The sequence below is a fragment of the Geobacter sp. genome (assembly GCA_009684525.1).
In the GTDB taxonomy this organism is placed as follows: Bacteria; Desulfobacterota; Desulfuromonadia; order Geobacterales; family DSM-12255; genus Geoanaerobacter.
In genome coordinates this window covers 55,113-76,486 of sequence record WKKR01000001.1, presented here as the reverse complement: position 1 = coordinate 76,486, position 21,374 = coordinate 55,113, and the positions used below count along the sequence as shown (strand labels likewise).

The following is a 21,374-nucleotide window of genomic DNA, read 5'->3' as shown; positions in this document are numbered from 1 at the left end:
CCTTTCAGGCATTTATCATTCCACAAAACCAGAGTGCAAAAAAGACAAGGATGCCACCTCCCCAACGGATTGCTGTTCGTGGGGCAAAAACCGACTGGCGAGGAAATCCTCCCCAAATAAAACCAATAGAGCAAACAACCCAGCCCCAGAATCCAACTATCGCAAGAACAGCCCACTGTTCCTTGATCATCGCGAAAAGCTCCCGCTCAGTTTGCCGATAAGTGTGCCAATCTTCAGTTTCCAAACCATGAGAACCGCTTCAAAGACAATTCTGCGTGACATTTTCGAAGTCCCGGCATGACGATCTATAAAAATTATGGGGATTTCACCAATGAGAAATCCCCGCTCCATACAACGATAATTCATTTCGATCTGGAATGAATAACCGTCTGACCTTACCTTGTCCAAATCAATCGCCTCTATGACCTTACCTTTAAAGCATTTAAAGCCGCTTGTGCAGTCGGCAAGATGCAATCCTGTTATCAAGCGGGTGTACACACTCGCAAAATAGCTGAGCATCAGTCTGCGTAAAGGCCAGTTTACAACACTGATCCCATTGAGATAACGAGATCCGATAACCACGTCATACCGTCCCATCATTGCGATAAACTCTGGAAGAATAGCTGGATCGTGAGAAAAATCAGCATCCATTTCCACTATGTAATCAGCCTGCATGCCTATGGCGATACGAAAACCTTCCCGATAAGCTGAGCCAAGCCCCAATTTGCCCGCTCTATGCAGAACACTCACTCGATCTTGAGCAGAAGCAATGCCATCGGCTATCTCACCGGTGCCGTCCGGAGAGTTGTCATCAACGATCAAGACATGTATCCCGTCATCCTGACGTAAAACCTCAGCGACCAATTTTTCAATATTGTCCCGCTCATTGTAAGTCGGTATAACTACGACTGTTTTCAACGACGTTAACCTTTAGCAGTAGGATAGATAATCTTGGCCTTTCCCCGTAAACCATCCATCCATTCATTGAAAAGTCGTTCACGCTCTTGCGTGGTCAGCTGCTTTTTGATCTTTTCCTTTGCTTCATCAAAAGGAATCTGGCGCGGCTCCTTCTTATCATCAAGCTTCACCAGATAAAAACCCTTGAGAGACTCCACAACGCCACTCACTTCCCCAATTTTCATGGACTTAATCTGCTTCTCGAACTCTTCTTCCATCTGTCCGGCATGCATAACGCCAAGATCTCCGCCCTTGATACGCGTCATATCATCGGAATACGCTGCGGCAATATCGGCAAACACCGCACCATTCTGGATCTTCTGCAGTAAATCCTCAATTTTTTTCCTGTATTCCGCACGTTGGGAGGCTGTTGACGATGGTGGCACCTTGACGAGTATTATGCTAGCCCGGTACTCTTCCGGCTTTTTGTATTTTGTACTATTCTCCTGATAATATTTTGCTACCTGTACATCAGTCACATTGATCCTGTCGTCAACCTCTTTGAGATTGATCTTCTTGGAAAGAGTATTCCTTTCTACAAATCTGGTCATTGACTTTTCTGAAAATCCCGCACTCGCAACCGCCTTTTCATATTCCTCCAAGGTAGGGAATTTCGCGACCAACGTACCTATTTCCATCTCCAGTTCAGCTTTTGATAATTTCATTTTCTTATCTAAAGCGTCTTGATACTGTAATTCCATATCTACGAGGACATTCATGGCCTTTTTTTCGATCTCTTTCATTTTTTCGGGGGATACACCACCATGGAAGGAGCGTTCCAAGGGAATGATTTTCGATATCTCTTGATTGAGTTCAGCCTTTGTGAGTTCGGCTCCGTTCACAATTGCTACGACACTCGCACCGTCTCCGGCATTGGCAGTACCCCAACCACAGAAAAGACAGAACATCAACAGTAAGGCCAGGAAAAATCGCATAGAACCCTCTTTCACAGGTATTTCAAGAAGAATAGTCGATTTACATTCGGCAAGTCAAGTAGAAGGGGAAAGTGGCATCCAGCACAAAAATAAAAAGGCCATGGCGTTAACCATGACCTCAAACTAATTGGCGGGGTCGACGGGACTCGAACCCGCGGCCTCCGGCGTGACAGGCCGGCGTTATAACCGACTTAACTACGACCCCCTGGAACTGCACAACAATAACATACAAATTGGTGGGCGAAACAGGGATCGAACCTGTGACATCCAGCTTGTAAGGCTGGCGCTCTCCCAGCTGAGCTATTCGCCCTGTTAAATGGCGGGGTCGACGGGACTCGAACCCGCGGCCTCCGGCGTGACAGGCCGGCGTTATAACCGACTTAACTACGACCCCGTACCAGGCGCTTCAAAAGAAGCTGATTTATAGCAAAGGCACGTCTACTGTGTCAAGGCATTTTTTGCCACACAATCAATGTGAAATTGGTGCAACTGGCCGTGGCTTCCCATCAACATCACCCTGCTTTATATGCCATGAAGAACTGAACCCGCTCTTGAGTGCATGAACGAGAACCTCATCCATATGATTCACAAGGCGAACCGATATTCCTTTACGGAGATCGGCGGGGATTTCAAGCAGATCCTTTTCGTTTTCATAGGGGAGAATTACCATCTTTACCTGAGCTCGTCGAGCTGCAAGAAGTTTTTCCTTAACTCCACCTATGGGAAGCACTCGACCGCGTAATGTGATCTCACCGGTCATGGCGATTTCGTTGCGAACGGGTACTCCTGTTAAAGCCGAAGCAATTGCAGTCGCCATAGTAATTCCTGCCGAAGGACCGTCCTTAGGGATAGCTCCTTCTGGGACATGAATATGCAGATCATAGTTGCGATAAAAGTCCCTGCTCAACCCAAGCAGTTGTGCACGGGATCGGACATAGCTCAATGCGGCATGCGCCGATTCCTGCATGACTTCACCGAGTTTCCCCGTGATGGTCAGTTTACCGCTTCCTGCCAGGACAGCGACCTCTATGCTCAGAAGGTCACCACCGGCCTCTGTCCAGGCAAGGCCTGTTACCACACCAATCGAATCGGAATGTTTGTGACAGGTTCTGGTAAATTTACGGCCACCGAGTAATTCCCGGACTTGCGTGGGCTTGATGATAAATTTCCTTTTTGCACCTGCAACAATAGACCTGGCAACTTTACGGCATATCCCTGCAATCTCTCGTTCAAGATTGCGTACCCCTGCTTCACGCGTGTAATAACGAATAATTTCAGCAAGGGCACTCTCGTTGAACTGTACCTCATGGTCGTGCAACCCATGTGAATGTAATTGTTTTTTCACCAGATACTCTTTAGCAATATGCAACTTTTCCTGCTCTGTATAGCCGTCCAGCTTGATCACCTCCAAACGATCGAGTAGAGGACGCGGTATTGAATGCAGCGAGTTTGCGGTTGTAATGAACATTACCTTTGAAAGATCATAATCGAGATCCATGAAATGATCTGAAAACGCATTATTCTGTTCTGGGTCAAGGACCTCCAAAAGAGCGGAAGCAGGATCACCGCGAAAATCGGAGGAGAGCTTATCTATTTCATCAAGAAGAAAAACCGGATTATTGCTACCGACCTTTTTCAGACTTTGGATAATCTTCCCCGGCATAGACCCTACATACGTCCGGCGATGGCCACGAATCTCCGCTTCGTCTCTGACACCGCCCAGAGACATCTTTACAAAATCACGACCTGTCGCCCGAGATATTGAACGAGCAAGTGAGGTTTTCCCAACACCAGGAGGACCGACAAAGCACAGGATTGGGCCTTTTATCGAGTTCACAAGGGAGTGCACTGCCAGAAATTCCAGAATCCGCTGCTTAACCTTATCCAGGCCATAATGATCAGTATTGAGTACCTGCTCAGCAACGTGCAAGTCAGACTTCTCATCAGCGAATTTTCCCCAAGGCAGCGCAAAGAGCCAGTCGAGATAATTCCTGAGAACAGCTGCTTCTGCAGACATAGGAGACATATGGTGCAATTTTTTCAATTCTGTCAATGCCTTGGTACGTGCCTCTTCTGTCAGGGGCAGATTTTGCGCTTTATCTTCGAGCTCTTTCAACTCCTGCTTGTAATCATCCTTGCTGCCTAGTTCTTTTTGAATGGCCCGCATCTGCTCGTTGAGATAATACTCTCGCTGGGTTCTTTCGATCTGCTTTTTAACTCGACTACGAATTTTCTTATCAATCTGGAGGATTTCTATCTCACCCTCCATGAAAACCAACAACTTTTCCAACCTGTCAACCGGCGAAGCCATTGCCAGGAGTTCTTGTTTGTCGGGCAGCTTTAAAGCTATATGCGAAACAAGATTATCTGCAAGTAATGCCGGCTCTTTTATGCTACGCAATGCTTCAAGTGTTTCCTGTGGGGCATTATTGGTGAGCTTCAGATAACTCTCAAAAGTGGTGGTAACTATGCGTACCAGGGCTTCCGCTTCAACAGAGTCATCTGTCTTTTCAGTAACTTCAGCAACATCAACCTGGAGACATTCCCGTTGGTTGATAAATGCGACAATCTCCCCCCTGGTCTTCCCCTCTACCAAGACCTTGACGGTTCCATCAGGAAGTTTCAGCAGTTGTAATATCTGGCAAATGGTCCCCGACTGAAAGATCTCATCAACGGCAGGCTCTTCGGTTGTAGCGTTTTTTTGCGCGGCGAGAAAAATGTTCTTGCCGCTTTCAACCGCCAGTTCCAAAGCCCGCACCGATTTATCACGCCCCACAAAAAGAGGGACCACCATGTGGGGGAAAACAACAATATCCCTTAACGGCAAGAGAGGGAATCTTTTAAGATCCCCTCTCTTGCTGGAGCGCCGTGTTTTTTTCACAGGTTTATCACTATTAATCATGCTGACTCCGCCATATTTTCGTAAACAATAATCGGCTTCTCCCTGCGGGAGATAACGTCTTCGTTGATAACAACCTCTTTCACCATGGTTTGCGAAGGGACTTCATACATTATGTCAAGCATTGCATTCTCGAGGATCGACCGTAAACCACGCGCACCGGTTTTCCGTTTCAATGCTTCACGAGCAATGGCAACCAACGATCCATCGGTAAATTTCAGTTTCACATGCTCCATCTCAAAAAGCTTCTGATATTGCTTGATAAGGGCATTCTTCGGCTCTTTGAGGATCTGAACCATGGCTTCCTCGTTGAGCTCAGCCAAAGTAGCCAAAACAGGGAGCCGGCCGACGAATTCCGGGATGAAGCCAAACTTCAACAGGTCTTCAGGCGTAACTTCGGCCAGCAATTCGCCGCTTTTCTTTTCCGACTTTTTCTTGACCTCTGCACCGAACCCAAGCGTCTTTACGCCAATCCGCTGCTGGATAATATTGTCAAGCCCGGCAAATGCTCCTCCGCAGATAAAAAGAATATTTGTCGTATCGACCTTGAGGAACTCCTGCTGCGGATGCTTTCGTCCCCCCTTCGGCGGTACACTGGCAACCGTCCCTTCGATGATTTTCAGCAGAGCCTGCTGAACACCCTCGCCGGAAACATCGCGTGTGATGGAAGGAGAATCTGACTTGCGGGCAATTTTATCGATTTCGTCGATATAGATGATACCTTTCTGGGCCTTCTCTACATCGTAATCTGAAGCTTGCAGCAGATTGAGAATTATGTTTTCAACATCCTCCCCCACGTACCCAGCCTCTGTCAGATTGGTGGCATCAGCCATGGCAAAGGGGACCTTAAGAATACGGGCCAATGTCTGGGCAAGTAGAGTCTTGCCTGATCCGGTTGGCCCGAGAAGCAGGATATTACTCTTCTGCATCTCAACATCCGTGGGCTTGCCCATTGCTTCTATACGCTTGTAATGATTATAGACGGCAACGGCAAGGATCTTCTTCGCACGCTCCTGGCCAACCACATACTCGTCAAGGACATCCTTGATCTCATGCGGCTTGGGTAGTTTACGAACATCAGGACTCATTGCCTCTTCAAGCTTGGTCTCTTCGGCAATGATGTCATTGCATAGCTCGATACACTCGTCGCAGATATAAACCGTCGGCCCGGCAATAAGCTTCTTCACCTCATCCTGACTTTTTCCGCAAAAAGAACAGATCAGGTTTTCGGTTCTGTCATCTCTTCTGCTCACCTGGAACCTCCGGCAAGGTTATTTCTGGTCATAATCGAATCAATAATACCATAGTTACTTGCTTCTTCACCAGACATAAAGTAGTCCCGCTCGGTATCCGTTTCGATCTTTTCCAGCGCTTGCCCGGTATGGAATGCGAGGAGTTCATTCAGTTTTTTCTTAAGTCTCAGTATCTCTTGGGCCTGTATCTGGATATCAGTTGCCTGCCCTTGGAAACCGCCTAAAGGCTGATGGATCATAATTCGAGAGTGACTCAAACTGTAGCGTTTCCCCTTTTCACCGGCAGCAAGCAACATAGCCGCCATCGATGCCGCCTGCCCGACACAGATCGTCGCCACAGGCGGTTTTATGTACTGCATGGTGTCATAGATGGCAAGGCCGGAGGTAACCACACCTCCTGGCGAGTTTATGTAAAGATGGATATCCTTGTCCGGGTCTTCTGCTTCAAGAAAGAGCATCTGCGCAATTACAAGGTTTGATAGATGGTCATCTATAGCACCACCAAGAAAAATGATCCTGTCCTTTAACAGCCGGGAGTAAATATCATAAGATCGCTCACCCCTGCCGGTATGCTCCACGACTATCGGCACCAGCATCACATCTCTCCTTTTCTGATCATGTATAGCCTCAATCAAAATTAGCTCTTTGCGGCTTCGGTTATTTCCGCTTTTGCCATGAGCATCGAAAAAACCTTTTCGTCGATAAGATATTCGACAAGCGATTCATTTGCCTGGGCATTATTCGTGTAGAACTCTTTTAATCTATCGTAATTATGACCACTTTCTTCAGACATTTTTTTCAGTTGCTGCTCAATATCGGCTTCTTCGACCTTGACACCCTCTTGGCGAGCAAGCGCGCTCATGATAAGAGAGCTTTTCACCTTATGTTCAGCTACATCACGAAACTGGGTCTTGTACTGATCATCATCCATCCCCATCATAGCTAATGACATCCTCTGGGACTCTAGGCGCTTTTTTGCCCCATCGAGCATGCTCTCCAATTGTCTGTCAACGAGAGTTTGAGGCACTTCGCAATCATTCTTTTCAACAAGAGCCTTCACGAGTTGCTCACGCAAGTCAGATTCGATCCGATCCTTTTCCTGCTTTTCTATAGTCTCCTCGAGACGATTGCGAAGCTGTTCCATATTCTCAAAGTCACCCATCTCTTTTGCAAAATCATCATCTAAAGCAGGAAGTTCCCGTGTTTTTATCTCTTTCACCATAACAGAAAATGAGGCTTCAACGCCGGCAAGTTCCTTAGCATGATAGTCTGAGGGAAAGGTAACTTTGATATCTGCTTCCGCTCCGCCATTGAGCCCAATGAGTTGCTCCTCGAATCCAGGGATAAAGGAACCGGACCCAAGCACCAGCGAATGGTCCTCCCCCTTTCCACCAGGAAACGGTACGCCATCGATAAATCCTTCAAAATCGATGACAACCATATCCCCCTGGGCAGCAGCATGGTCAGCCGCAGCCGGTGCAAATTGAGCCATATTCTCACGGATCTGCTGAAGACGCTCCTCTACCTTCACCGGATCTGCAACAAAAGTTTCTTTTGTAACTTGCAGCCCTTCATATGCCACATTTCCAATTTCAGGTACAACTTCTACCGTTGCAGAAAATTTCAGGTCTTCACCAGCAACAACACCGTCACTTTCAAGGAGAGGGTGGGCAACCGGTACAAGCTTATTATCCAGCAAAGCCTTGGGATAGGACTCATTGAACAGATTGCGAAGCACATCATCAGCCATCGCATCACTGTAATACTTTTCGATATATGATTGCGGGGCCTTCCCTTTTCTAAAACCCTTTACCGCAGCCTGTTTCCGAATCTTCTCATAAACCTTGCCGATTTCATGAGATACACGCTCTGCAGGCACTTCAAACTTGATTTTCTTTTTGACTGAGCTGAGCTCTTCAATTGTAATCTGCATCTAAGGTCTCCTGGCACATGGAATCTTGTTACACCGAATGGGTCACAGTAACTCTCTCTGTGTGGATCCTGCAAGAAATCCCACTGAGGCATGAAGCAAGTAAGGTTGGTAGGCTATTGAAGGTTATAAAGTGACTGGTTGGTGCGAGAGAGGGGAGTCGAACCCCTACGGTTGCCCGCTGGATCCTAAGTCCAGTGCGTCTGCCAGTTCCGCCACTCTCGCCTGTTCATCGGATCTGAAGAAGTCTTCCGGCCATGATAACAATGAACATACCGTAAACACTTCACGACATAACAATAAGCCCCGCTGAGCGGGGCTGAGTTTAAATGGGGTGGCTAGTGGGATTCGAACCCACGTATGTACGAGTCACAGTCGTAAGTGTTAACCGCTTCACCATAGCCACCGTAATAAGGTCTTGGCACGCCTGGCACGATTCGAACGTGCGACCTACGGATTAGAAGTCCGTTGCTCTATCCAGCTGAGCTACAGGCGCAGAGTTGGTCGGGGTGAGAGGATTCGAACCTCCGACCCCCTGCTCCCAAGGCAGGTGCGCTAGCCAGGCTGCGCTACACCCCGTAGAGATAGGACTTATAGCATACCGAAATATCCGATGCAAGCATTTTTCAGCCGCTACCCCGTTGTGTTCACGATGAATAATTACCTCAATCCATCTGTTATGTTTTTTCCTTCGATAGAAAATCAACAAATTTTTGAAACGCATTTGAGCGATGGCTTATTCTATTTTTTATGCTGATGGGGAGTTCGGCAAGGGTTTTCCCAAATTCGGGAACAAGAAACAGTGGGTCATAACCAAAACCCGCGCTCCCTCTTGGCGCATCGAGGATAAGACCGGAGAGTTGACCGTCAAAAGTTACGCATTCCCCTGCAGGAGTACAAAAGGCAAGACAGCAGACAAACCGAGCCTGACGGAACGCAGAAGCAACGCCCGTCAATTCGCGCAACAGCTTCTCGTTGTTTTTTGCATCGTCTGAACCAGCTCCGGCAAACCGGGCAGACAAAACCCCTGGATTACCATCAAGGGCATCCACCTCGAGCCCCGAGTCGTCCGCAAGTGTTGGAATCCCCGTAAGATTCGCTGCATAACGGGATTTGAGCAGTGCATTCTCAAGAAACGTTGTCCCGTTTTCTTCCGGAAGTACCAGACCTGGGAAATCGGCAAGAGAATAACACGTTTCAACGTTGGGTTTGAGGAGTTCAGTAAACTCCTTGAATTTACCGGCATTGGATGTTGCAATGAGAATTGCCTTCACGTCGAGAGGACCTTTCTTTGAATCTCGAACAAACACGCAGCCCCTGAAAACGCCAATGAGCGCATTGCATCCATCTGTTCAATCGTAAACGGCTCACCCTCGGCAGTGCCCTGGACCTCAACCATCCTCTGCGAAGAGGTCAACACAAAATTCATGTCCACTTCTGCCATTGAATCCTCACCATAATCAAGATCCAGCAGAGGAATCCCATCGACGATTCCAACACTCACAGCCGCTAACGCTTCACGGATTGGGTTACCGGCAATTATTCCTCTGCCCTGCAATACGCGAACAGCCTCCATCAAGGCCACATATGCACCGGTTATAGATGCCGTTCGAGTACCGCCATCAGCTTGGATCACATCACAATCGATCAAAACCGAACGCTCCCCCAATAGCGTCAAATCAATGACGCTACGCAAGGATCGTCCGATGAGTCGCTGAATTTCATGAGTCCGTCCACTGACTTTTCCTCTTGACGATTCACGAGCCGATCGAGTATGGGTCGCTCGTGGCAACATTGAATACTCGGCCGTGACCCATCCCGTCCCCTTTCCCCTGAGAAACGGAGGAACTGTTTCTTCAACGGACGCGGTACAAATGACTTTTGTCTCTCCAAACTCGACCAGTGCAGACCCTTCAGCATATCTATTGACATTGCGGGTCATAGCAATCAGGCGTAGTTCGTGCGCTTCTCGACCATCCTTACGCATACTGCTTCCTTCCTTTATATGTTTGCTGAGTAGTAACAAAGGCTGTGCTGAGATGTCAATGTGAAGTTTATGAGAGCCTCTAAAGTCCACCCTGAGCATGCTCCACCTCGACGTGACGAAAAAAGGGGGTGCGCTTTCAAAGCACACCCCCTTTCCATATCCATGGTTATCTTTAACTCTTAGCCTAGAAAATGATTATGACTCCTGGCTCTGTTCGTCAAAATCGTGGGGTCGAGAACTTCGCCGCAGCAAGTGCATTTCCATGCATCAAAGGATCTTACGTAATCGTAAAATTTTTCGTTGAACATACGGCCTTTGCATTTTGGACATTTCATAATTAGTACCCCCATTGCATCATTTAACAACAGACGACAGGGATATATTCAGCATGCATGCCGAAAACATCAAAATTCCCACACAGAAGTGTTCAATACCCAGACAGGTAACTAAAACGATGTATCATTTCAAGATATTACCGTACATAAATGTGTATAATAAAAATTCAATATACTTAGATGCCATACTTCAGATTGCAAGATAATCTGCCAATCACAACACAATCCGACAATATTATGACGGTCTACTCTGTTTCGCGCCAACAGAGACCATCCCTGCACTGCAACGATGATCTTTCTATCATGAAATCCCACAAAAGCATCCACGGCAATCAAACGTATTATTTTCATGATGTTAAGGCAAATCAACCGTTGCTGCGGACCGCTGTATACAGCAATGAATATGCCCTGCCACACCGTCAACATAATGACGTAAATATAAAACCACGTGGGAGCATTCAATCTTTAGATTTGACTTTTTAAATACCATGCGTTTCTGGTGGATATTAACCGCTTTACCTAATCTTCGGACAAGGTTTGCAAAATGTACATATGATATTGGATATTTGCAATACTGGTTCTGCTGGCTCGATTGACCTCGCAACAATTCGCCAATGCAGGAAGCGTCTAGATATACCATTTACACTATTCACACGCATTTTTTGGCTGACACCGTTTTTCTCCAATAGACCCTAACCGTACCCCTAATGTCGATCCGTAATTCAGACACGGAAGTCTACCGACAAAAGAGGGTTAACGTCATTGACGAGCAGATCAGGATTGATGTATTCTCAGCCGATGAGTAAGCGTACCCAAGACAATATAATATGGGAAAACCTGTGCGAACAGTGCGGAACCTGTTGCTTTAAAAAACTGGAAGACGATGATGGGACCATCTTTTTCAGTGCCGTTCCGTGTCGCTACCTGGATGTCGTTACGAGGCAATGCAAGGTATATGAGAGAAGATTTGAAATTAACCCAGACTGTCTCCAGTTGACTCCCGAACTAGTTGAACAACTCCATTGGCTTCATGACGACTGCGGCTACCGGAAATCCCTTGGTATCAAGCGGCGTCCAGGCAGCACTTGCAAAAACCGTCGAGAAACGAGACGTTCTGATCATGACTGAAAATCTTCAACCATCAACCAAGCCCGCCCTCGCGATAATTAAAGGCGGGAAGCTGTCCGCGCAGGAGTTCTCCTCTCTCCCGTTTTTACAAAAAATCGACCGGATCAGAGAGTTGCCAAGCAGAAAGCGACTCGACCTTCTCACCGAAGATCCTGAAGGGAAGGAGCTTACGAAAGCTTTTGCCCCCCAGGAATTCTATCTCATGATAAAAGAGATTGGTGAAACAGACGCGGTCTCTTTGCTGTCCAACTGTTCACCTGAACAACTGGCTTTCTGCCTCGATCTCGAACTGTGGGAAAAATGGGATTTCAGGTTTGATCAGGCCTGCACTTGGCTTGACTATATTTTATCGATCGGCGAAGAGCATTTGTGGGCTCATCTGAGAGAACTCGACTGGGAATTGATTCAACTGATTCTGCTCAATAGCATTGAAGTCGGAGGAGGCGTTGGAGAACTCTCGACTGACGCCGAACGATTGGGCGATTGGGACCACAGCATTGACAACCTCTACTTCATCACCTTCCGCGACAGTAAGCATGCCCGCCTCATGGGAACCCTGATTGACATCTTGTACCGACACGACCATCAGCTCTATATGGATCTCATGGAGGGGTGCAGATCAAGCATAAAAAGTGAACTTGAGGATCTCTGCTATCAGTTTAAAAGTGGCCGTCTCGCAGATCTGGGTTTCCCAGATTATGATCAGGCCATCGAAATCTACCTTCCCATTCCTCCCGAAGCATTTGCACTCAGTGATGGGAAATCAGCCATAACAGCCGATGTGTATGCTGCAGTCTTGTTGTCGTCTCCGGACAATGGCGATGGAGATACCCTTCTTTCCCGCATCCTGCAGAGGAGTTCTTCCGTTGCCCTGCAGCAGGAACTAGGCTACCTTTTCAACTGTGCCCTTATTGCTGAAAACGGAACCATGCCAGATGATGATACGATCAGGACCATCAGTAATCGTGTCTACGGCTGGCTGAACATTGCCCTGGAGCACCTTGCTGGAAACAACGAAGCCAAAGGGAGAGAAATTATTCACAAAGAATATATCAAGCGGCTGTTCAGACTCGGTTGCGGGATAATTCATGAAGTCGTCCGCCTAGCAAAAACCGTCCAAAGTGACAACTATGCCACATCCAAGGCGCTACGAGGTTTTACTGCTCAGCGTCCCCGCTTCTATCGTGGTCTCGATCCAGACCATGCAGACGGCTATAGAGAATTTCAGACCATTGATGACGTTCGACGGGCAAAGGAATTTCTGGTTGCTGCAATAGCCGTACAAAAGACCAACTCACCCCCCTGACAGAAAAAGACAACCTCATGAGGGCCGCCGCAATGAACCGATCCTTCTTAGCACTCTGCCTTGTGCTTTTTTCTTTAGCTTGCCCTGGCTGCGCTTTTATCAACGTAGACATGTTGAAACCACTTCAGCCGCTTCAAGAGAAGGTAATCGAGGGAGATGGTACGCCAAAAATTCTTCTCATCGACATCACGGGCTTTGTCTCGGAACGAGATCAGGGGGCAAGCCAGTTGAGCCAAGAGAAGCCATCAACGGTCGCACTCGTCAAGGAAGCCCTGCAAAAGGCCGATACGGACAAGGAGATTGCCGGCATTGTTATGAGAATCAACTCTCCAGGAGGGACGGTTACCGCTAGTGACATCATCCACCATGAGATTCTCACATTCAAGACACGTCATCCTATTCCTGTCTACGCCAGTATTGTTGGGCTTGGGACGTCAGGCGGCTATTATGTTGCCACAGCAGCTGACCGCATCAGTGCTCATCCGACAGCGATCACCGGGAGTATCGGAGTAATCCTGTTCCGGTTTAATCTATCGGGACTTCTTGCAAAGGTTGGCGTTGCTGAAGAATCCATCAAATCGGGTGATAAAAAGGATATACTTTCCCCATTCAGAGAGAGCACTGTCGATGAACATCGCATCATCCAGGAGATCATTGACAGGCTGTATTCACGTTTCACGGATGTTGTCCTGTCCCGACAGGGAAACCGCCTGAACAAAGAGTCCCTCAAGCCACTTGCTGACGGGAGGATTTTTACGGCAGATCAGGCCCTAAATGCACATCTTATCGATAAAGTCGGATATCTGGAAGATGACATTGCCGACATGAAACAACAACTCCAGATTCCGGAAGCGCGAATCATACGCTATTACCGCCCAGGAAGCTTTCAAAGCTCGATCTACTCGTCAGTGAATGGGACAGCCGTCCCCACTGTAAATCTCGTAAACATCAACGCTGATGGTATTGACATGTTTCAGGGCACCCAGTTTCTCTACCTTTGGCAACACTGAAGCAATTCTTGCAAACAGTCCACCCGTCAGTATGAAGAACTCTCACACGCTCGCCTTCATGCATCCAGTCCCGAGGTTCCAGTAATGACACAGTATCTCACTGTTATCGGCGCATCCATAACATGTGGAATTCTCGGCTGGCTGCTCGCCACATTGAGACTGCGCCTCCTCCATGAGAAAACCAACACAGCGAACAGCCTGGAAAATGCCAGGCTTATTGAGCGTCTCCAGGCACGAGACCAGCAGGTAGATGAACTGAAAACCGCCAAGATGAGGGTCGAAGCCGAATTGCACGATGCAATCTCCGCACGTACATCACTTCAAACAACCATTGCTGAAATGGAGATTCGTCTTTTGGGTGAACGACAAATTGCCCAGGAGAAGCTGGCCATACTCAATGAAGCCCAGGCAAAACTCTCCGATGCATTTCAGGCATTGTCAGCCCAGGCATTACAAAACAATAACCAATCGTTTATCGAATTGGCAAAGGCAACACTGGAAAAATTTCAGGAAGGGGCACGAAACGATCTGGAATCCCGGCGCATCGCAATCGACGAGCTCGTTCGGCCGATGAAAGAGTCTCTCGAAAAGGTAGACCTGAAGATACACGAACTGGAAAAGACTCGGGCAACGGCATTTGATACCCTTGCGGAACAGCTCAGGACACTGGCCTCAAGCCAGTCCCAGCTTCAGGGCGAGACTGCCAGATTGGTGAAAGCACTACGCGCACCGAACGTGAGAGGTCGCTGGGGGGAAATCCAACTAAAGAGAGTGGTTGAAATCGCCGGAATGCTGAATTACTGCGATTTCTTCGAGCAGGAAAGCGTTACCGGTCCTGATGGGCGGCTTCGTCCCGATATGGTCGTAAAACTTCCCAGCGGGAGGAATATCATCGTTGATGCAAAGGCACCTTTGCAGGCATATCTGGAAGCGCTGGAAGTCAGTGATGATGATGAGAAAATACGACATCTGCAGGATCATGCTAAACAGATCCGTACCCATCTCGTAAAACTGAGCGCCAAATCGTACTGGGATCAATTCCAGCCAACTCCGGAGTTCGTCGTTCTCTTTCTCCCCGGTGAAACCTTTTTCAGTGCGGCACTGGAACAGGATCCCGCCCTGATAGAATTCGGTGTAGGGCAAAGGGTAATCCTCGCAACGCCAACCACCCTGATCGCTCTTCTCCGAGCAGTGGCGTATGGTTGGCGTCAGGAGCAGTTGGCTGAGAACGCGCAGGCCATCTGCGATCTGGGAAAAAATCTCTATGAGAGGATCGCTCATCTCGCCGGGCATTTCGACGATCTCCGTAAAGGCCTGGAAAGGGCCGTAGAATCATATAACAAAGCCATTGGTTCGATGGAATCACGAGTATTGGTAACAGCTCGACGGTTCAAGGAATTGGGTGCCGCTACCGATCGTGATATCGAAATGGGCACTAACATCGAAAAAATGCCTCGGGCTCTGCATGTATCGCTCGCTAACACCACGGATGAGCCATAATCCTGATGGAGCAGTCCTCACCTGCGGAAATCATGCGCCACGCCTCTATACAACAACTCAAGTTTCTGTTATGCTACTTTACATCCATCATGAAGGAGGCAACTGGTCATGGCTGAAGAAGAACGCGGAATGGGGTCCGGGATGGTTCTGCTGTCATTTCTCGTCGGCGCTGCGCTGGCGAGCACCCTGGTACTTCTACTCAAGCAGGGAGAAACAGAAGAGAATGAGACTTCTCAAGAAGATAGTCCTCTGTTCATCTAAACCCCATTGGACAGCACCCTTGAGCGCATCATAGCATTATTTTTTTCTTGCAAAGCCCCACCAACAGTGCTATAGAATGTCTTCTCAGATGCCGAAGTGGCGGAATTGGTAGACGCGCTAGATTCAGGTTCTAGTGAGGGTTCCCTCGTGCTGGTTCGATTCCAGTCTTCGGCACCACAAAATCAAAGGGTTACGGTTCGCTCCGTAACCCTTTTCGTTTACCTATTTAGCAACTTTTAGCAACGCCAGACTTCCCTCAGGCACCGCTTACATCCGATCCCGCATAAAGAAAAGGGCCATGCTTACGTCAACAAGCATGGCCTTTTTCTTTATGCTTAAGGTTTATTACTATTCTTCGCCCTTATGCAATTTGTATTCGATGCTATCGATGAGGGCCTGATAGGAAGCATCGATGATATTATCCGATACGCCCACGGTCCCCCAGCGACTCTCCTTATCCCCGGACTCGATGAGAACGCGTATTGCCGAAGCAGTCCCCTGCCCTGCCGGCAGGACCCGCACCTTGTAGTCCAAAAGCTTAACCTCTTTTAGCTTGGGATAGAACTTTTCCAGAGCCTTGCGCAGGGCATTGTCGAGAGCATTGACCGGTCCATTCCCCTCAGCAGCAGTATGCTCGATCTTGCCGCCGACCTTGACCATGATGGTCGCCTCTGAGATCGGTTTCTGATCCTCATGCCGTTTCTCGTCGATCACCCGGAAGCCAGTTACTGAGAAAAACTTCCGATGGGCGCCCAAGGCACGTTTCATGAGGAGCTCGAAGGAAGCCTCGGCGCCCTCGAACTGATACCCGCGATGCTCCATCTCCTTGATGTTGTCAAGTATCTCAAGGGTGACGGGGTCTTTGCTGTCCAGATTTATGTTAAACTCTTCTGCCTTGGCAAGGATGTTCGATCGACCGGACAGATCGGAAACCAGTACCCGGGTGGTGTTGCCGACCAACTCGGGACGGATGTGCTCATAGGTCTCAGGATGGCGCTGGATGGCACTGACATGCACTCCCCCTTTGTGGGCAAAGGCAGCATTCCCGACATACGCCTGATGCTTGGGAGGAGAAAAGTTTGCGAGCTCATAGACAAAACGGGAGAGGTCCCTGAGTTTCCTGAGCTGTTCATCACTGATGCACTCCTTCTTCATTTTCAGCTTGAGTGCCGGGATAATGGAACAGAGATTGGCATTACCGCAACGCTCACCAAAGCCGTTGATGGTCCCCTGCACCTGAATTATCCCCTGGTCCACGGCATGGAGCGAATTGGCAACTGCGCATTCCCCGTCATTGTGGGTATGAATGCCAAGCGGTGTCTTGATCTCCTTCTTTACCGCCTTGATGATCTCCACCACCTCAAAGGGCATGGTCCCGCCATTGGTGTCACAGAGCACGATACAGTCCACATTGGCAGTTTCGGCAGCCTTGAGGGTCTGCATGGCATACGAGGGGTTGGCCTTGTAGCCATCGAAAAAATGCTCGGCATCGTAAAAGACCTCGGGAGCATGGCGTTTCAGATATTCGAGTGAATCATGGATCAGCTCAAGGTTCTCGTCCAGTGAGATCCTGAGGGCCTCACGGACATGGAAATCCCAGGTTTTGCCAAAGATGGTAATGGCGTCGGGCTCTGCCTGGATCAGGGTTCTGATGTTCTGGTCCTTGTCAGGCGTCACCTTGGCCCGGCGGGTTGAGCCGAAAGCCGCAATCTTGGCTCGATCAAGTTTTTCCTTCTTGATTTCCTTGAAAAAGGCTACATCCTTGGGGTTGCTCCCCGGCCAGCCTCCCTCGATATAGTGGATGCCAGCCTCGTCAAGCCGATGGGCAATACGGATCTTGTCCTCGAGCAGAAACGAAATATCTTCCGACTGGGTCCCATCTCGCAACGTCGTATCATACAGCTTTACAAGACTCATAATCAGTCACCTTAATGAAAACTCGGGAATTGGGTGTAAAAATGCGGAAGTGCAGCCATGCCGCACTTCCGCACAGACATGTCAAGCAATCTTAGTTTCCGGCCAAACCAAAAGCATCGTGCAGTACCCTGACGGCAAGTTCGGTATACTTGGCATCAACAATTACCGAAACCTTGATCTCGGAGGTGGAGATCATCTGGATGTTGATACCTTCCTGGGCCAGGGCCTGGAACATCTTTGTGGCAACACCAGCGTGGCTCCGCATGCCAACGCCGACGATGGAGATCTTGGAAATATTCTCATCAGTAAGAACTTCCTTGGCATTCACCTCGGCAGAGACTTCCTTGGTAATAGCCAGCGCCCGCTTGAAATCAGCCTTGGTGACCGTAAAGGTAAAATCGGTGAATCCGTCTTCGCTGACATTCTGTACGATCATGTCGACGGAAATATTCGCATCGGACAACGGAGTAAGCAACTTGGCTGCAATACCCGGCTTGTCGGGTACATGCATGACCGCAATCTTGGTTTCATTCTTGTCGTAGGCAATACCTGAAACGAGCACTGCTTCCATATCTTTATCCTCCTTGGTCACCATGGTTCCTGGATTTTCATTAAAACTTGAGCGGACATGCACGTCCACATTATATTTCTTCGCAAACTCCACCGAGCGGATCTGCAGGACCTTCGCTCCCAGACTGGCCAGTTCCAGCATCTCGTCGTAAGAAACCTTCTCAACCTTGCGGGCATCACTGCAGATATTCGGGTCAGTCGTATAGATACCGTCTACATCCGTAAAGATTTCACAGACATCGGCCTTCATGGCAGCTGCCATTGCAACCGCAGAGGTGTCCGAACCACCGCGCCCGAGGGTAGTGACGTTCCCCTCCTTGTCGATCCCCTGGAATCCGGCAACAACGACGATGACCCCATCCTTCAGGTCTGCGCGGACATTCTCATCGGGGATATCCTCGATCCGGGCCTTGCTGCAGGCACTGTCGGTAATGATCGGCACCTGCCAGCCATGATAGGATTTTGCTTTATACCCCATCGACTTGAGACACATGGCCAGGAGCGCAATAGAAACCTGCTCGCCTGAGGCAACAAGCACATCGTATTCGCGCAGATCAGGGAACTCGCAAATTTCATTGGCAAGAGCGACCAGCTTGTTCGTCTCGCCAGACATTGCAGAAACGACAACCACCATGTCGTTGCCGGCGTCATAGGTTTTTGCGACCCTCTTGGCAACGTTCCGGATACGCTCTATGGAGCCCATGGAGGTCCCGCCGTACTTTTGCACCACTAGCGCCATCTCACATCCTCCTTATCAACTGATAATCACAGCAATGCTGAGAGTTTCCCAATATGTGTGGGAGTTAGTATTTAGCAAGATTTATCAGGCAGGTCAAACAATTTTCTATTGGCAAACAGCGAGCAGATCCCGCATGAGCATTTCGGCTCTCACACCGGCAGCAGAAAAGACCAGTCTGCGCCTGTCGTCGCCGCTATGGAAAAAGCTGATAGAAAGGTGTTCAGAAGGCAGAATATCTCCCAAACGCTCGGCCCATTCCACCAGACAGACGCCGTCGCCGCTGAAATACTCGGCAAAACCGAGGTCATCCACCTGCTCTGCACCGGAAAGACGATAGAGATCGAAGTGATAGAGGTGGATACGTCCGGTATAGATATTGAGAAGGGTATAGGTAGGACTTGTTACGGGATCATCGTCCGTTACACCGAGACCTGCGGCAACCCCCTTGACAAAATGGGTCTTGCCCGCACCCAGATCGCCGATGAGCGCGATGAAATCCCCAGCTACTAGCATTTGCCCCAAAGCTGCACCGAGTGCGTGCGTATCCTCGGCGCTCAGCGTTACCAGTTCCGTCACACTTCACCCTCTGCAATCATGGTTCTGATCAGGTCAATGCGTGCAACGATCCCGATGAGCTTGCCATTTTCGACAACCGGCACGGCATTGTAGCGGTTTGCACTCATGATATCGGCAATGGTGCTGATCGGCATTCCCGGGCCGGCAGTCTCCACCTTGGCAGTGAAAATGTCAGCAACGGTTTTGCCGGTCATCTTCTTCAGTTGCTCTTCCAGCTTTCGCTCGCTCTCCAGATAAAAGACCCCGTCGAACAGGGAGATAACCGTGGGGATATGGAGATTGCGGTCCTGCTCGATCAGATCGGTTTCGGTAACCATCCCGACCAGTTTCCCTTCTCCATCCACAACCGGCAGACTGCTGATGCGGTGCTGTACGAACAATTCTGCCAGCTCCTTGATTGTTGTCTCCCTGGTTACCGTGATAACCTGGCTGGTCATGATATCGGCTGCTGTCAACATGAGCATCTCCCCTCGGCACGTGTGCCATGCCGTTTTCGTTTAAATGGCGTAACTTGAAACGACTTGCTGCAAATCCTTAAATGCATAAGGAATCTTCTCCACAACATCCATGGCGATAATCCCAACTTCCCCCTTTTCGCGTGCCACAAGATCTCCTGCATGACCATGGATAAAAACACCGAGCTGGCATGCAATGAACGGCTCATAGCGCTGCCCCAGCAGAGAGGCGATAAGTCCGGTGAGGACATCCCCCATCCCCCCGGATGCCATGCCCGGATTGCCGCTGCCATTGATGGAGACTCTGCCGTCGGGCGCAGCAATGACGGTGCGCGCCCCTTTGAGCACCACCATCACATGAAAGCGCCTGGCGCAGGCCACTGCGCTGGCAATTCTGTCCGTCTCCACCTCTGCAACCGTGACCCCGGTCAGGCGTGCCATCTCCCCCGGATGAGGCGTGATCACGACCAACTGCGAGGAGGTACCCAGGAGAACCGATGTGTCGGATGAGATGCAGTTCAACCCGTCGGCATCGATGACAAGGGGGAGAGTGACGGACTGCACCAGTTGGTGGACCAGCAGCGTCGTATCCGTGCACCAGGAGAGCCCCGGACCGAGAGCCACGACATCTTTACCCTGCGAAGCCGCAATGATCGCCTCTGCAGCATCCCCGCCCAGATAACCCCTGCCATGATCAACAAGGGGGAGCGTCATGGCCTCGGTGGTTTTCACCTCCAGAATGGCATTGAGACTTCCCGGTATCCCCAGAGTCACCAACCCCGAACCGCTCCTTACCGCACTTGCCGCTGTCATGGCCGCAGCACCGGTATGCCCGGTGGAACCGGCAATGATGAGGCAGTGACCAAAGGTCCCCTTGTGGGAATCGCGTTTCCGAGGCCTTACCAAGTCTTTGGCATGGTGCAGATCGACGAACTCGAAACCCGGTGCCCGTGCCGTAATCTCGACAGGGATGCCGATATCAACAACCCGAATCTCGCCGGCATACTCTGCGCCAGGATAGAGGATATGCCCCAACTTTGCGCAGGCAAAGGTCACGGTCACATCTGCGCAAACCGCTTTGCCGAGAATTTTTCCGGAAGTACCATGAATTCCAGACGGGATGTCCACTGCCACAACCGGTACCTGCGCAGCGTTCATCGCTTCAATGGCCCTCAGGTAAACCCCGGTCACCGGTTGCTTTAGGCCGGTGCCAAAGAGTGCATCAATGAGCACTCCATACCCGGACCAATCGCCCGGATGGCTGTTGAAAGATTCCTCGTCGGAACAGAACGAAACCGTAACTGAGGCCGGTAGTCGCTGCAGGTTTATTGCTGCATCGCCGCCAATATCTTCTTTTTGGGCGAGAACCATGACATCGATCTGCCAGCCATGCCCATGCAACAGCCGGGCAATTACATACCCATCACCGCCGTTATTCCCCTTACCGGCAACTACGAGAGCCTTTCGCGACGCATGTGCGGCAAACAGGGCCATAACCGTTTCAGCGCAGTGCTGACCGGCTCGCTCCATGAGATCCACTCCCGGAATGTCAAAGGAATGGATCGCTTCAGCATCGATTTGCTGCATCACTTCAGCCGAGACCACCTTCATGTCAG

The 21,374-nt window shown here is 49.5% G+C and carries 20 protein-coding genes and 8 tRNA genes; 6 read left to right on the top strand and 22 right to left on the bottom strand.

What is annotated here, in order from left to right; translation table 11 throughout:
* Positions 1–4: 4 nt before the first annotated feature.
* The 17 genes from GJT30_00370 to GJT30_00290 form a co-directional block, all read right to left on the bottom strand.
* Entirely contained in the window at positions 5–190 is a 186-nt protein-coding gene (locus GJT30_00370) for a hypothetical protein (GenBank protein ID MSM38066.1), read from the bottom strand.
* Positions 187–918: a glycosyltransferase gene (locus GJT30_00365; GenBank protein ID MSM38065.1), complete on the bottom strand. Its 732-nt coding sequence runs from the start codon at positions 916–918 to the stop codon at positions 187–189. Before GJT30_00365 ends, GJT30_00370 begins: the two co-directional genes overlap by 4 nt.
* Before the next feature lie 5 nt (positions 919–923).
* Positions 924–1,892, bottom strand: coding sequence for a hypothetical protein (locus GJT30_00360; protein MSM38064.1), 969 nt, complete (start codon positions 1,890–1,892; stop codon positions 924–926).
* A 128-nt stretch (positions 1,893–2,020) separates the two neighbouring features.
* A tRNA-Asp gene (locus tag GJT30_00355) sits at positions 2,021–2,097 on the bottom strand.
* 29 nt (positions 2,098–2,126) lie between these two features.
* Positions 2,127–2,202 (bottom strand) — tRNA-Val (locus GJT30_00350).
* A 7-nt stretch (positions 2,203–2,209) separates the two neighbouring features.
* Positions 2,210–2,286 (bottom strand) — tRNA-Asp (locus GJT30_00345).
* A gap of 75 nt (positions 2,287–2,361) precedes the next feature.
* Positions 2,362–4,794 (bottom strand): endopeptidase La, encoded by a 2,433-nt coding sequence (locus tag GJT30_00340; GenBank protein ID MSM38063.1) that lies wholly within the window; start codon positions 4,792–4,794, stop codon positions 2,362–2,364.
* Positions 4,791–6,044: an ATP-dependent Clp protease ATP-binding subunit ClpX gene (gene clpX, locus GJT30_00335; GenBank protein ID MSM38062.1), complete on the bottom strand. Its 1,254-nt coding sequence runs from the start codon at positions 6,042–6,044 to the stop codon at positions 4,791–4,793. Before clpX ends, GJT30_00340 begins: the two co-directional genes overlap by 4 nt.
* Positions 6,041–6,640, bottom strand: a complete 600-nt coding sequence (clpP, locus tag GJT30_00330; protein MSM38061.1) for an ATP-dependent Clp endopeptidase proteolytic subunit ClpP — start codon at positions 6,638–6,640, stop codon at positions 6,041–6,043. Before clpP ends, clpX begins: the two co-directional genes overlap by 4 nt.
* 41 nt (positions 6,641–6,681) lie before the next feature.
* Complete coding sequence (gene tig, locus GJT30_00325) at positions 6,682–7,977, bottom strand: trigger factor (protein MSM38060.1); 1,296 nt, start codon at positions 7,975–7,977, stop codon at positions 6,682–6,684.
* 139 nt (positions 7,978–8,116) lie between these two features.
* Positions 8,117–8,199, bottom strand: a tRNA-Leu gene (locus tag GJT30_00320).
* A 105-nt stretch (positions 8,200–8,304) separates the two neighbouring features.
* Positions 8,305–8,380: transfer RNA gene (locus GJT30_00315), tRNA-His, on the bottom strand.
* Positions 8,381–8,393: 13 nt separating this feature from the next.
* A tRNA-Arg gene (locus GJT30_00310) sits at positions 8,394–8,470 on the bottom strand.
* Between the two features lie 5 nt (positions 8,471–8,475).
* Positions 8,476–8,553: transfer RNA gene (locus GJT30_00305), tRNA-Pro, on the bottom strand.
* 98 nt (positions 8,554–8,651) lie between these two features.
* Positions 8,652–9,248: an XTP/dITP diphosphatase gene (locus GJT30_00300; protein MSM38059.1), complete on the bottom strand. Its 597-nt coding sequence runs from the start codon at positions 9,246–9,248 to the stop codon at positions 8,652–8,654.
* Complete coding sequence (locus GJT30_00295) at positions 9,245–9,961, bottom strand: ribonuclease PH (GenBank protein MSM38058.1); 717 nt, start codon at positions 9,959–9,961, stop codon at positions 9,245–9,247. Before GJT30_00295 ends, GJT30_00300 begins: the two co-directional genes overlap by 4 nt.
* A 179-nt stretch (positions 9,962–10,140) precedes the next feature.
* Positions 10,141–10,296: a hypothetical protein gene (locus GJT30_00290; protein ID MSM38057.1), complete on the bottom strand. Its 156-nt coding sequence runs from the start codon at positions 10,294–10,296 to the stop codon at positions 10,141–10,143.
* Between the two features lie 798 nt (positions 10,297–11,094).
* Between GJT30_00290 and GJT30_00285 the strand changes: the two genes are divergently transcribed.
* The 6 genes from GJT30_00285 to GJT30_00260 all read left to right on the top strand — a co-directional run bounded on the left by GJT30_00285 (position 11,095) and on the right by GJT30_00260 (position 15,678).
* The gene (locus GJT30_00285; protein MSM38056.1) at positions 11,095–11,424 is read left to right on the top strand and encodes a YcgN family cysteine cluster protein; all 330 of its coding nucleotides are present in this window, start codon (positions 11,095–11,097) and stop codon (positions 11,422–11,424) included.
* Positions 11,417–12,730: a hypothetical protein gene (locus GJT30_00280; protein MSM38055.1), complete on the top strand. Its 1,314-nt coding sequence runs from the start codon at positions 11,417–11,419 to the stop codon at positions 12,728–12,730. Before GJT30_00285 ends, GJT30_00280 begins: the two co-directional genes overlap by 8 nt.
* Before the next feature lie 32 nt (positions 12,731–12,762).
* Positions 12,763–13,740: a signal peptide peptidase SppA gene (gene sppA, locus GJT30_00275; GenBank protein ID MSM38054.1), complete on the top strand. Its 978-nt coding sequence runs from the start codon at positions 12,763–12,765 to the stop codon at positions 13,738–13,740.
* A gap of 84 nt (positions 13,741–13,824) precedes the next feature.
* Entirely contained in the window at positions 13,825–15,240 is a 1,416-nt protein-coding gene (rmuC, locus tag GJT30_00270) for a DNA recombination protein RmuC (protein MSM38053.1), read from the top strand.
* Positions 15,241–15,348: 108 nt separating this feature from the next.
* Entirely contained in the window at positions 15,349–15,501 is a 153-nt protein-coding gene (locus GJT30_00265; protein MSM38052.1) for a hypothetical protein, read from the top strand.
* A gap of 90 nt (positions 15,502–15,591) precedes the next feature.
* Positions 15,592–15,678, top strand: a tRNA-Leu gene (locus GJT30_00260).
* Positions 15,679–15,849: 171 nt separating this feature from the next.
* On the opposite strand, the gene GJT30_00255 is transcribed toward GJT30_00260, so the two are convergent.
* From GJT30_00255 to GJT30_00235, 5 genes are all read right to left on the bottom strand, one after another.
* Positions 15,850–17,418 (bottom strand): citramalate synthase, encoded by a 1,569-nt coding sequence (locus GJT30_00255; protein ID MSM38051.1) that lies wholly within the window; start codon positions 17,416–17,418, stop codon positions 15,850–15,852.
* Between the two features lie 91 nt (positions 17,419–17,509).
* Positions 17,510–18,727 carry an aspartate kinase gene (locus GJT30_00250; protein MSM38050.1) on the bottom strand — a complete coding sequence of 406 codons (1,218 nt, stop codon included), beginning with the start codon at positions 18,725–18,727 and terminating at the stop codon, positions 17,510–17,512.
* A 105-nt stretch (positions 18,728–18,832) separates the two neighbouring features.
* Positions 18,833–19,303, bottom strand: a complete 471-nt coding sequence (gene tsaE, locus GJT30_00245) for a tRNA (adenosine(37)-N6)-threonylcarbamoyltransferase complex ATPase subunit type 1 TsaE (protein MSM38049.1) — start codon at positions 19,301–19,303, stop codon at positions 18,833–18,835.
* Positions 19,300–19,761, bottom strand: coding sequence for a CBS domain-containing protein (locus tag GJT30_00240; GenBank protein ID MSM38048.1), 462 nt, complete (start codon positions 19,759–19,761; stop codon positions 19,300–19,302). Before GJT30_00240 ends, tsaE begins: the two co-directional genes overlap by 4 nt.
* 39 nt (positions 19,762–19,800) lie before the next feature.
* Complete coding sequence (locus tag GJT30_00235) at positions 19,801–21,369, bottom strand: NAD(P)H-hydrate dehydratase (protein MSM38047.1); 1,569 nt, start codon at positions 21,367–21,369, stop codon at positions 19,801–19,803.
* Positions 21,370–21,374: the final 5 nt, after the last annotated feature.

What these genes read in the sequence shown, in the direction of transcription:
- GJT30_00370 (MSM38066.1), bottom strand. Translation starts at nt 190, where the DNA reads ATGATCAAGGAACAGTGGGCTGTTCTTGCGATAGTTGGATTCTGGGGC.
- GJT30_00360 (MSM38064.1), bottom strand. Translation starts at nt 1,892, where the DNA reads ATGCGATTTTTCCTGGCCTTACTGTTGATGTTCTGTCTTTTCTGTGGT.
- GJT30_00340 (MSM38063.1), bottom strand. Translation starts at nt 4,794, where the DNA reads ATGATTAATAGTGATAAACCTGTGAAAAAAACACGGCGCTCCAGCAAG.
- clpP (MSM38061.1), bottom strand. Translation starts at nt 6,640, where the DNA reads ATGCTGGTGCCGATAGTCGTGGAGCATACCGGCAGGGGTGAGCGATCT.
- tig (MSM38060.1), bottom strand. Translation starts at nt 7,977, where the DNA reads ATGCAGATTACAATTGAAGAGCTCAGCTCAGTCAAAAAGAAAATCAAG.
- GJT30_00295 (MSM38058.1), bottom strand. Translation starts at nt 9,961, where the DNA reads ATGCGTAAGGATGGTCGAGAAGCGCACGAACTACGCCTGATTGCTATG.
- GJT30_00290 (MSM38057.1), bottom strand. Translation starts at nt 10,296, where the DNA reads ATGAAATGTCCAAAATGCAAAGGCCGTATGTTCAACGAAAAATTTTAC.
- GJT30_00285 (MSM38056.1), top strand. Translation starts at nt 11,095, where the DNA reads ATGAGTAAGCGTACCCAAGACAATATAATATGGGAAAACCTGTGCGAA.
- GJT30_00280 (MSM38055.1), top strand. Translation starts at nt 11,417, where the DNA reads ATGACTGAAAATCTTCAACCATCAACCAAGCCCGCCCTCGCGATAATT.
- sppA (MSM38054.1), top strand. Translation starts at nt 12,763, where the DNA reads ATGAACCGATCCTTCTTAGCACTCTGCCTTGTGCTTTTTTCTTTAGCT.
- rmuC (MSM38053.1), top strand. Translation starts at nt 13,825, where the DNA reads ATGACACAGTATCTCACTGTTATCGGCGCATCCATAACATGTGGAATT.
- GJT30_00265 (MSM38052.1), top strand. Translation starts at nt 15,349, where the DNA reads ATGGCTGAAGAAGAACGCGGAATGGGGTCCGGGATGGTTCTGCTGTCA.
- GJT30_00255 (MSM38051.1), bottom strand. Translation starts at nt 17,418, where the DNA reads ATGAGTCTTGTAAAGCTGTATGATACGACGTTGCGAGATGGGACCCAG.
- GJT30_00250 (MSM38050.1), bottom strand. Translation starts at nt 18,727, where the DNA reads ATGGCGCTAGTGGTGCAAAAGTACGGCGGGACCTCCATGGGCTCCATA.
- GJT30_00240 (MSM38048.1), bottom strand. Translation starts at nt 19,761, where the DNA reads ATGTTGACAGCAGCCGATATCATGACCAGCCAGGTTATCACGGTAACC.
- GJT30_00235 (MSM38047.1), bottom strand. Translation starts at nt 21,369, where the DNA reads ATGAAGGTGGTCTCGGCTGAAGTGATGCAGCAAATCGATGCTGAAGCG.